This is a genomic window from Streptomyces sp. NPDC026062 (genome assembly GCF_055568375.1).
Genome location: NZ_JBVHOQ010000024.1, coordinates 121,783 through 132,285, shown reverse-complemented (window position 1 = coordinate 132,285; position 10,503 = coordinate 121,783). Strand labels below are relative to the sequence as shown.

Here is a 10,503-nt window from a genome sequence, read left to right as displayed (position 1 = left end):
GCTTGTTGTTGAACGCCAACGAGACCGCGCCCTTGGACACACCGGCCCGAGCCGCGACGTCCTTGATCGTGACCCGCGCCGGACCGCTCACCTCGCGTCCGCGCAGAACAAGGCACTCGCCACGTCGTCCTCGGCCGCACCGCCACAGCCCTCGACCCGGGACCGAAGCCGCCCGCCGGGCACACCGGACCGGGCCTGCGTGCCGGGTGCCGGCGTCCGCGGCCCCTGTTCGGCTGCGGCGTGCGGCTCAAGGCGGTCGGCCTGAAGGAGAGGGTCTCTCAGCAGAGTGTGCACACTTACCACGCCGCTGACTTTATCGCCCCTGCCCATCGCCTCTTCCACGGTGCCGTCCCGCTCCGGCCGAGGGCGGGCGAGGCCCTTGTCCGGTGCGGAAACGGTGGCCTCGCGTGCGCGCCGGTCATTGCCGCCCCCGAACGGCCGTGCCGAGCACGCCGGTGATCTGATGGCCGGTCACGCATTCCGTGTCCGGATGACCGGACGCCCGTACGGGGGTGGCACGCGCGGTGGGTAGCCTCGGGCGGGCCCGTACGTACGCCCCCGTGTCCGCGCGGGCCGAGAAGGCAGCCACGCGAAGAGAGCGACAGCACTGTGCACCAGTACGAGAAGGACGGACCGGCCATCTATCGCCAGTCCTTCGCCACCATCCGGGCAGAGGCGGACCTCACGGGCCTGCCGGCCGAGGTGAGCCAGGTCGCGGTCCGGATGATCCACGCCTGCGGCATGGTCGACCTGGTGCGCGATCTGGCCTTCACCCCGGACGTGGTCGGCCGGGCCCGTGCGGCGCTGCGGGACGGGGCGCCGATCCTGTGCGATGTGGCGATGGTGGCCAGCGGCATCACCCGGCGGCGGCTGCCCGCGGACAACGAGGTGGTGTGCACCCTCTCCGATCCGGCGGTGCCCGGACTCGCGGCGGAGCTCGGTACGACCCGCAGCGCCGCCGCTCTGGAGCTGTGGCGCGACCGGCTGGACGGTGCGGTCGTCGCCGTGGGGAACGCGCCCACCGCGCTGTTCCGGCTGCTCGAACTGATCGAGGAGGGGGCGCCGCGTCCCGCCGCCGTCATCGGTGTGCCGGTCGGATTCGTCGGCGCCGCCGAGTCCAAGGACGCTCTGGCCGCACACCCGTCGGGCCTTGAGCACCTGATCGTGCGGGGCCGACGCGGCGGCAGCGCGATGGCTGCCTCGGCCGTCAACGCGATCGCCTCCGAAGAGGAGTAGCGAGCGCGTCTCCGGCCGGGGAGGAGCAGCGAACGCGTCTCCGGCCGGGGAGCGGCCCGCCCCCGGTCAGGACGCGTGGCCGAGGCGGGCGCCCAGCCAGGTGACGGCCTCCTCCGGGGTTCCCGCCACCGCCACGCCCTCCGGGACCGGCGGCCGGCGCACCACGAGCACCGGGATCCGGGCCTCGCGGGCCGCGGCGAGTTTGGGGGCAGTGGCCGCGCCGCCGCTGTCCTTCGTGACGAGGACGTCGATGCGGTGGCGGCGGATCAGCTCGCGCTCCCCGTCGAGGGTGAACGGTCCCCGGGCCGACAGCGTCTCCATCCGGGCGGGAAACGGCGGTGCGGGTGCGTCCACCGACCGCGACAGGAACCACAGGCCGTCCAGCCCCGCGAACGCCGCAAGTCCCAGGCGCCCCGTCGTGAGGAACACACGCCGGCCCAGGGCGGGCAACGCCGCCGCGGCCTCCTCCAGGGAGTCGGCCGGGTGCCAGTCGTCGCCCGCGCCGGGCACCCAGCCGGGACGGCGCAGAGCGAGCAGGGGAACATGGGCGGCAGCGGCACCGGCGGCCGCGTGGAAACTGATCGTCCCGGCGAAAGGATGGGTGGCGTCGATGAGCGCATCCACCCGGTGCGTACGCAGCCATGCGGCCAGGCCCGCGGCTCCGCCGAAACCTCCGACGCGCACTTCCCCGGGCGGCAGCCTCGGTCCGGCGACCCGGCCGGCCAGCGAACTCGTCACCCGGGCGCCCATGGGCAGCCCCGCCACCAGCAGTTCGGCCAGCCGACGGCCTTCCGTCGTGCCGCCGAGTACGAGGACGTGCATCGGATCCCTCCATGGGTGAGGCGACGGGCGGGCGCGGCGCCCAACTCAAGCACACCGGTCTGCGCCCCGGCTGGACCACCGGCGCCTGTGCGACCGCCGCTGCCACGGCCGCGTACACCGCCCTGCTGACCGGCGGCTTCCCCGACCCGGTGACCATCGCCCTGCCGGGCGGCCAAACCCCCGCCTTCGCGCTCGCGGTGGAGGAACTGCGCGACGGCCGGGCCATGGCCGGCATCGTCAAGGACGCGGGCGACGACCCCGATGTCACGCACGGGGCTCTCGTACGAGCCACTGTGCGGGCGCTGCCGCCCGGCTCGGGCGTGGTGTTCAGGGCCGGGCCGGGCGTGGGCACCGTCACGCTGCCGGGCCTGCCGCTCGACGTCGGCGAACCCGCGGTCAACCCCGTGCCGCGCCGGATGATGCGCGAGCACATCGAGCGGGTCGCGGCGGCGCACGGGGGCGCGGGGGATGTGGAGATCACGCTCTCCGTGGACAACGGCGAGGAGATCGCCCGCTCCACCTGGAATCCGCGTCTCGGCATCCTGGGCGGCCTGTCCATCCTCGGCACGACCGGTGTGGTGGTGCCGTACTCCTGCTCGGCGTGGATCGATTCGATCCGCCGCGGTGTGGACGTGGCCCTGGCCGACGGGCAGACCCATGTGGCGGGCTGCACCGGCTCCACATCGGAAAAGACCGTGGTGGCCGAGTACGGACTGCCGGAGATCGCGCTGCTGGACATGGGGGACTTCGCGGGCGCGGTGCTCAAGTACGTACGCCGTCATCCGGTGGAACGGCTCACCGTCTGCGGGGGGTTCGCCAAGCTGTCGAAGCTTGCCGCGGGCCATCTCGATCTGCACTCGGGGCGTTCCCAGGTCGATCCGTCGTTCCTGGCCGGACTGGCCCGGCGGGGCGGGGCCGACGAGGACCTGGCCGCCGAGGTGGCCGCGGCGAACACGGGGCTGGCGGCTCTGCGCTCGTGCCAGGCGCGCGGGGTGCCGCTCGGGGACCTGGTGGCGACGGCGGCGCGGGACGAGGCGCTGACGGTCCTGCGGGGCGCGCCGGTCGCAGTCGACGTCATCTGCATCGACCGGGCGGGCGTGGTGGTCGGGCGCAGCGGCGTGCGCTGAGGCCTCGCCCGGGGACGGCCAGCGCACCTCCGCCCTGTGGGGCCTCCACGCTTCTGTCCGGCATGGCTGTGAGGTTTCCGCCCGGCATGGCCTTCAGGCTTCGGCCCGGCGGGTCCCTCTTCACGTTCCAGCCCGGCGGAGGCTCCCGGAGGCATCCGAACCGTCGCCTGTGAAGCGATGAACAAGCCGTTGTAAAACCTTCGTTTCAGGGCGAGTTGCAGGTTTATCTACGCGCGGAGCTATGACTGCCGAACGATCATTAGGGCATATCCGGCATGTTCTCGCAGAACTATTACCGACCGGTACCAGAAGCTGCTAGAACAGGTGGCGCCTCATCAACCCCCCACCCACCCCCCACATTTCGGAGGGCTGACAGCTATGTCAGTACGGAGATTCTGGGCGTCCGCATCCACGCTGCTTCTTGCCGCAGCGGCCGCTCTCGGCATGGCCCAGCCGGCCTCGGCCGCCGCCGGCGGGTACGTCGCCCTCGGTGACTCGTACTCGTCCGGCGTCGGAGCCGGGAGCTACCTGTCCGACAGCGGTGACTGCCGCCGCAGCACCAAGTCCTACCCCTACCTCTGGGCGGCGGCGAACTCCCCTTCGTCGTTCGCCTTCGTGGCCTGTTCCGGCGCCACCACCAGCACCGTGGCGAGCAGCCAGCTCGGCTCGCTCAGCTCGTCGACCTCGCTGGTCAGCGTCACCGCGGGCGGCAATGACGTCGGGTTCGCCGACGTCATGCAGGACTGCGTACTGTCCGGCGAGGCCACCTGCCTCTCCAGTGTCAGCACGGCCGTCGGGCAGATCAACAGCACGCTGCCGTCGCGGCTGAGTTCGCTCTACTCCTCGATCCACACCAAGGCGCCGCAGGCACATGTCGTGGTGCTGGGCTACCCGCGCTTCTACAAGATCAGCGGCAGCTGCATCCTCGGTCTCTCGGAGAAGTCACGCACCGCCATCAACAACGCGTCCGACGTGCTGAACGGCGTCATCGCCAAGCAGGCGGCGAACGCCGGGTTCACCTTCTCCAGCGTCGTCGACGAGTTCACCGGACACGAGCTGTGCTCCGGTGACGCGTGGATCCACAGCGTCTCGATCCCGGTGTACAACTCGTACCACCCCAAGGCCGCCGGGCAGTCGGGCGGCTATCTGCCCGCCTTCCGCTCGGCCGCGTAGGGGCTGAGCACAGGCGAGGGCGCGGTATCGCCCGGAGTTTCCGTCTCCGGAGCGATGCCGCGCCTCTGCCGTTCCCGCCGCGCTACCGGACCCGGCCCGGCTTCTCCGGCCGGGTCGCCTTGATCGAGTACATCAGCGGAATCCGCGGCCGCTCCGGCGGAAAGCGGTAGAAGCCGTCCGGGCGGCGCTCCAGCACCGGGAAGCGGGCGAAGAGCGAGGCATCGTGCTCGTGCAGGAACTCGATCCGCAGACCGGCCGCGGCCAGCGCGGAGACCACGCTGCCCACGGGGTGCTGCCACTCGACGCTGCGGTTGTGGACGGTCGGCGCGTCGAAGTCCGCGTACGTGCCCGGAGTCTCGTCCACCCACGCGTCGCGGCTGAAGTAGTCGTGCACGACTCGTGAACCGGTCGCGTCGTCGAGGCAGTCGGTGAGCGGGTGGAACTCCGCCAGGTAGAGAAACCCGCCGGGCGCGACGAGCGACGCCGCCGTCTCGGCCCAGCGGTCGATGTCGGGCAGCCAGTTCAGCGCACCGATGCCCGTGTAGACGATGTCGTACGAGGAGTCGGGCACGGCCTCGGCCGCGTCGTGGACGTCCGCGGCGACGAACGCCGCCCGGTCGGGACCCAGACCCAGATCCTGGGCGAGCGCACGGGCGGTCTCGACGGCCGGTTCGGAGAAGTCGAGGCCCACGACCTGCGCGGCGCCGTGCCGGGCCCAGGAAAGGGTGTCGACCCCGATGTGGCACTGCAGGTGCAGCAGCGTCCGGCCGGTCACGTCCCCGACCTCCGCCAGCTCGAAGTCCCGCAGGGCGTCCTTGCCCGCGCGGAAGGCGTCGAGGTCGTAGAAGTCGCTGTCGGCGTGGATGGGCACACGCTCATCCCACATCGCGCGGTTGGCCTCGCGCCAGTCGGCAGGTATAGGAACAGGCATGCCGGCGAGGTTATCCACAGGCTGCGGACGGCGCGAACGGATTGTCGGCCGTCCGGCGCAGAATGGGGGGCATGACTGAGACCACTGGTTCGACGAGCGATTCCATTCCGGCGTGGGAGCAGCGATTCCGGGCCCCCCGGGTGTCGCTGCCCGACTGGGCGGAGGACGCTCCGGACCGCGCGCTGTTCGTCTCCAACGCGACGGGGACGTACGAGCTCTACACATGGGCCCGGTCGACGGGCGAGCAGCACCAGGTGACGGACCGGCCGAACGGGACGACGGACGGCGCGCTGACACCGGACGGCGAGGCGGTGTGGTGGTTCGACGACACCGACGGGGACGAGTTCGGGGTGTGGATGCGCCGGCCGTTCCACGCGGGCGCCGAGGCGGCACAGGACGAGCCGGCGGCTCCCGGTCTCGCCCCCTCCTACCCGGCCGGACTCTCGATCGGGCGCGACGGGACGGCGGTGATCGGCCGTTCGACGGACGAGGACGGCACCACCGTCCATGTCGTACGGCCCGGAGCGGCGCCCGTGGAGATCTACCGCCACCGAGAGTCGGCGGGGGTCGGCGATCTGTCGCGCGACGGCTCACTGATCGCGCTGGAGCACACCGAGCACGGCGACGCGATGCACTCCGCGCTGCGCGTGGTGCGCCCCGACGGAACCACGGTCGCGGAGCTGGACGACACCGAGGGCGGCACGAAGGAGCTCGGCCTCTCGGTCCTCGGCTTCGCACCGGTCGCCGGGGACAACCGCCTGCTGGTCGGGCACCAGCGGCGCGGCCGCTGGGAGCCGATGATCTGGGACCCGGTGGCGGACACGCAGACGGACCTCGCCATCGACCTGCCCGGCGATGTCGGCGCCGAGTGGTATCCGGACGGCTCCGCGCTGCTGGTCGAGCACGGCTTCGAGGCCCGCAGCGAGCTCTGGCGGTACGAGCCGGCCGCGGCCGGCGGGGCCCTGGTGCGGGTGGAGACACCCGCCGGATCCGTCTCGGGTGCCACGGCCCGGCCGGACGGCACGGTGGAGTACCTGTGGTCGTCGGCCGCCGAGCCGCCGGTCGTCCGCTCCACGACCGGTGCGGTGGTGCTCGATCCGCCCGGCGCGAAGGCCCCGGTGTCCGTGCCGGTCGAGGACGTGTGGGTGGACGGGCCCGGGGGCCGCGTCCACGCGCTCGTCCAGCGCCCCGCCGCTCCGGCCGAGGGCCCGTTCCCGACCGTCTTCGAGATCCACGGCGGACCGACCTGGCACGACAGTGACGCCTTCGCGGCCGGGCCTGCCGCCTGGGTGGACCACGGCTACGCGGTCATCCGGGTCAACTACCGCGGCTCGACGGGCTACGGGCGGGCGTGGACGGACGCGCTCAAGCACCGGGTCGGCCTGATCGAGCTGGAGGACATCGCGGCGGTGCGGGAATGGGCGGTGAAGTCGGGCCTCGCGGACCCGGCGAAGCTGGTCCTGGCAGGCGGCTCCTGGGGCGGCTATCTGACGCTGCTCGGCCTCGGCACGCAGGCCGGGGACTGGGCCGTGGGCCTGGCCGCGGTCCCGGTCGCGGACTACGTCACGGCGTACCACGACGAGATGGAGGCCCTCAAGGCGATGGACCGCACCCTGCTGGGCGGGACTCCGGAAGAGGTGCCCGAGCGGTTCGAGGCCTCGTCGCCCCTCACCTACGTCGATTCCGTGCGGGCGCCCGTCTACATCTCGGCGGGCGTCAACGATCCGCGCTGCCCGATCCGCCAGGTGGAGAACTACGTCGACCGGCTGAAGGCCCGCGACGCCGTGCACGAGGTCTACCGGTACGACGCGGGCCATGGCTCGCTCGTCGTGGAGGAGCGGATCAAGCAGGTGCGCCTGGAAATCGACTTCGCCCGCCGCCACCTGGGAGACCCGGCCGGGGGCGCGTAACGGTGGCGTAGGGGCCGGATAAAGGGCGGCTCATGGGGTGCCCCAGCTCCGGGGAGCCGGAGCGGGGACCGTACCTTGGAGGGGTGTACCGGTTCCTGCTGACCCCGCGATGGTGGGGGATCAACCTCTTCGTCGTGCTGGCCATCCCGTTCTGCGTGTTCATGGGCACCTGGCAGCTCGGCCGCTTCGAGGACCGCGTGCAGACGCACGAGGCCGCCGAGAAGCAGCCCGCTCCGGGCACGATGGCCGCCGAGCCGCTCGACGAACTGCTGCCCGTCGACACGGTGACCTCCGGCCGTCCCGCCACCGCGAGCGGGCAGTACGCCGATCAGTTCCTGGTGCCCGGCCGGAAGCTGGACGACCGCAGCGGCTTCTACGTGCTGGACATGCTGCGCACCGACACCGGCAAGGCCCTGCCGGTGGTGCGCGGCTGGCTGCCCGGGAAGGCCGGACAGACCCCGGTACCGGCCGCGCCGACCGGGCGGGTCACCGTGACCGGCGACCTCCAGGCCTCGGAGAACGCGGGCACCGACGGGGTCGACACCAAGGGCGGACTGCCCGACGGTCAGGTCGGCATGATCAGCGCCGCGTCCCTGGTGAACCTCGTGCCGTACGACGTGTACGACGCCTGGGTGACGCTCCAGGAGCCCGACGCCCGCACGGGCGCGTCCGGGACCGGTGCGTCCGGGACGGGTGCCTCCGAAACCGGCGCGTCCGGGGACGGCGACGCCGCCCTCACCGACGCCCCGGGCAAGGGCGACAGTGAGCTGCGCCCCGTACCGGCCGCCGCGGCCCAGGGCAGCGGGCTCGACCTGAAGGCGTTCCAGAACCTCGGCTACACGGGCGAGTGGTTCGTCTTCGCCGCGTTCGTGGTCTTCATGTGGTTCCGGCTGCTCCGGCGTGAGGCCGAAGCAGCCCGGGACCTGAGACTCGGCCTGATCGCCGACGAGAACGTCCCCCAGGACGCCGAGGGCATCCCCGGGACCGCCACCGAGGAAGTCCCCGCAGGCTGACCGTTCTCGGTCCAGCAGTACGTGGCGGCCCGAACGGCCACGTCGGCGCTCCCCCGCGCCGGACCTCGCACCGGGCCCGCACACCGGGCCCCGCCACGACCCAACACCTCGACGGCCGCTCGGCGCCCCGATGCCCCTGCGCGCCTTCGCCTCACGCTTTACGTCGCACGCCTTACGCCCCTACGACGTGGTTCCGAGCACGCCCGTCCGGTAGATCGTGCCCGCGCAGGCGTTGGCGATCGTCGTCTCGGCGACCGGCGCCCCCGGTTCCGGCGTGTGCTGCACGGACACGGCTCCGGGTGCCACGCCGTCGCCCTCCTCGCTGCCGAACTGGGTCTCCGTACCCGCTTCGCTGTCCACGGTCCCGCTCCCCGTCGACGAACCGGCGGCGACTCCCGTACTGCCGGCCGCACCGTCCGTCGGGGTCGGGGAGGGTGAAGCACCGGTGGTCGGGCAGGTCTCCTGGGGCACCCAGGCGAACTGCACCTCGTAGGCCATGGCCGGCTTCAGGAGCACCGTCGCCTCCTCCTGGGCAGGATCGGGCAGTCCGGACGCCGGGTCCCCCTGGGTGTGCCGGACGACCGCGATCTTGGCCGGGTCGGCCGCACCCGTCGCGGCGAAGCCCACGGTGCCGCCGCTGCTCACCGAGCAGTCCGTGCCGGACACATTGGCGATGCGGAAGGTTCCGTACACCGTGCCGTCGGCTCCGGCCGAGCCCGTGCTCGCCGAGGCGACTCCGAGCTGGTCGGGGGTGCAGGCAGGCATGCCGGCGGCCTCGGCGCTGGCGGACGGGCCGTCCGAGGCTCCGCCGGCCACCTTCTCGTCCGCGCCCTGGTCACTGTTGCCGGAAGGGGTGGCCGTGGTGTGCGGCACTCCGTGAACACCGCTCTGCTGTCCGTCGCCTCCGGTGCCGCCGCCGTTGCCGGACACCGCACCGGGTTCCTCACCGTTGCCGCCCTGCGCCTGCTCGCCGTGACCGGCGATGGCGGGACTGGCGGTGTTCGAGGTCTCCGAGTTGGCGACATGGACGAGGGCGGGGACCGCGGTGCCGATGAGCAGCACCGCCGCCGCCACTCCGACGAGCGCCTGCCGCCGGCGCGCACGCCGGGCGGGCACCGCGCGGAACAGATGGTCGAGGGTGCCCTCGCTCGGTTCGAGGTCCCGCACCGCTCCCTGCATCATCCGGCGCAGCGCGGACTCGTCGAGATCGGGGGGGGCGCCTCCGGAGGACGGCCCGGGACCGAAAAGGGCGGAGACGGCGGAGACATCACCGGAGGAGGGGGCGGAGGACGAGGAGGAAGGGGAGGCGCCGTCGGCCCCGGGGGGCGCGCTCTCGCCCGTGCCGTGGTCGGTGTGCGGGGTGTTCTCCGGCCCGAGGTTCACAATTCCGTTTCCAGTCCGGTCATTTCGATGTCCGTGAGCAGGCGGACGCCGGTTTCCGCTCCCGCCTTCGCTCCCGTGCCCATGATCGTTCCCGTGCCCATGATCATCGTGATCGTAGCCGTGCCCGCGGTCCCGCCCAAGATCGTCGTCATGGAGCCGGCTCATGCCTGCGCCTCCATCACCACGCGCAGCGCCGCGATGCCGCGGGAGCCGTACGCCTTCACCGAGCCCAGGGAGATCCCCAGCGTCTCGGCGACCTGCACCTCGGTCATGTCCGCGAAGTAGCGCAGCACCAGCACCTCCCGCTGACGCCGTTGCAGCCCCCGCATCGCCTTGATCAGGGCGTCCCGCTCCAGCTGGTCGTACGCCCCCTCCTCCGCGCTCGCCATGTCCGGCATCGGCTTGGAGAGCAGCTTCAGCCCGAGGATGCGGCGGCGCAGCGCGGAGCGGGAGAGGTTGACGACGGTCTGGCGCAGATACGCGAGTGTCTTCTCCGGCTCGCGCACCCGGTTGCGTGCCGAGTGCACGCGGATGAACGCCTCCTGCACGACGTCCTCGCAGGAGGCCGTGTCGTCCAGCAGCAGGGCGGCGAGGCCGAGCAGCGAACGGTAGTGGGCGCGGTAGGTCTCGGTGAGATGGTCGACGGTGGTTCCGGCTGCCACGCTCTCCTCAGCGCCCTCGCGCTGCGAGGGCAGCCCGGCGGCGGCCCGCGTTGCGGGCATGGGCGCGATCACCGGCATACCACCGGTCGCGCGGGGCCGTCTGAGCGGTCGCACCGAAGCGCCGCGCAGGGGGCCCACCACTGTGATATCGAGAACCTCTGCCACGCCAGTTGGACACGTTCCCCCCCGTCAGGGTTGTACGCATACGGCACCGCGTTTGACACCAAGCGATATGCCCTCATACGT

At 72.4% G+C, this 10,503-nt stretch carries 11 protein-coding genes; 5 read left to right on the top strand and 6 right to left on the bottom strand.

Features of this window, described 5'->3' with window-relative positions:
• The coding region (locus ACZ4LX_RS22490) for a TetR family transcriptional regulator (RefSeq protein WP_467651003.1) at positions 1-91 on the bottom strand (91 nt) is incomplete at its 3' end.
• 518 nt (positions 92-609) lie between these two features.
• Here ACZ4LX_RS22490 and ACZ4LX_RS22485 point away from each other — a divergent pair.
• Positions 610-1,236 (top strand): precorrin-8X methylmutase, encoded by a 627-nt coding sequence (locus tag ACZ4LX_RS22485; protein ID WP_467651001.1) that lies wholly within the window; start codon positions 610-612, stop codon positions 1,234-1,236.
• Positions 1,237-1,302: 66 nt separating this feature from the next.
• Here ACZ4LX_RS22485 and ACZ4LX_RS22480 read toward each other — a convergent pair whose 3' ends face one another.
• The gene (locus tag ACZ4LX_RS22480; RefSeq protein WP_467651000.1) at positions 1,303-2,058 is read right to left on the bottom strand and encodes a cobalt-precorrin-6A reductase; all 756 of its coding nucleotides are present in this window, start codon (positions 2,056-2,058) and stop codon (positions 1,303-1,305) included.
• 11 nt (positions 2,059-2,069) lie between these two features.
• Between ACZ4LX_RS22480 and ACZ4LX_RS22475 the strand changes: the two genes are divergently transcribed.
• Positions 2,070-3,185 (top strand): cobalt-precorrin-5B (C(1))-methyltransferase, encoded by a 1,116-nt coding sequence (locus tag ACZ4LX_RS22475; RefSeq protein ID WP_467650999.1) that lies wholly within the window; start codon positions 2,070-2,072, stop codon positions 3,183-3,185.
• 378 nt (positions 3,186-3,563) lie between these two features.
• Positions 3,564-4,358 (top strand): SGNH/GDSL hydrolase family protein, encoded by a 795-nt coding sequence (locus tag ACZ4LX_RS22470; RefSeq protein WP_467650998.1) that lies wholly within the window; start codon positions 3,564-3,566, stop codon positions 4,356-4,358.
• A gap of 82 nt (positions 4,359-4,440) precedes the next feature.
• On the opposite strand, the gene ACZ4LX_RS22465 is transcribed toward ACZ4LX_RS22470, so the two are convergent.
• Positions 4,441-5,289, bottom strand: a complete 849-nt coding sequence (locus ACZ4LX_RS22465) for a class I SAM-dependent methyltransferase (protein ID WP_467650997.1) — start codon at positions 5,287-5,289, stop codon at positions 4,441-4,443.
• Positions 5,290-5,360: 71 nt separating this feature from the next.
• Between ACZ4LX_RS22465 and ACZ4LX_RS22460 the strand changes: the two genes are divergently transcribed.
• Both ACZ4LX_RS22460 and ACZ4LX_RS22455 read left to right on the top strand, forming a co-directional pair.
• Complete coding sequence (locus tag ACZ4LX_RS22460) at positions 5,361-7,199, top strand: S9 family peptidase (RefSeq protein WP_467650995.1); 1,839 nt, start codon at positions 5,361-5,363, stop codon at positions 7,197-7,199.
• A gap of 83 nt (positions 7,200-7,282) precedes the next feature.
• Positions 7,283-8,212, top strand: a complete 930-nt coding sequence (locus ACZ4LX_RS22455; RefSeq protein ID WP_467650994.1) for an SURF1 family protein — start codon at positions 7,283-7,285, stop codon at positions 8,210-8,212.
• 180 nt (positions 8,213-8,392) lie between these two features.
• On the opposite strand, the gene ACZ4LX_RS22450 is transcribed toward ACZ4LX_RS22455, so the two are convergent.
• The 3 genes from ACZ4LX_RS22450 to ACZ4LX_RS22440 are packed head-to-tail and all read right to left on the bottom strand — an operon-like array spanning position 8,393 to position 10,335.
• Positions 8,393-9,595 (bottom strand): hypothetical protein, encoded by a 1,203-nt coding sequence (locus tag ACZ4LX_RS22450; protein ID WP_467650993.1) that lies wholly within the window; start codon positions 9,593-9,595, stop codon positions 8,393-8,395.
• On the bottom strand, positions 9,592-9,747 hold the full coding sequence (locus ACZ4LX_RS22445) for a hypothetical protein (RefSeq protein ID WP_467650992.1): 156 nt from the start codon (positions 9,745-9,747) through the stop codon (positions 9,592-9,594). Before ACZ4LX_RS22445 ends, ACZ4LX_RS22450 begins: the two co-directional genes overlap by 4 nt.
• Positions 9,748-9,756: 9 nt before the next feature.
• Positions 9,757-10,335, bottom strand: a complete 579-nt coding sequence (locus tag ACZ4LX_RS22440; RefSeq protein WP_467650991.1) for a SigE family RNA polymerase sigma factor — start codon at positions 10,333-10,335, stop codon at positions 9,757-9,759.
• Between the last annotated feature and the right edge of the window lie 168 nt (positions 10,336-10,503).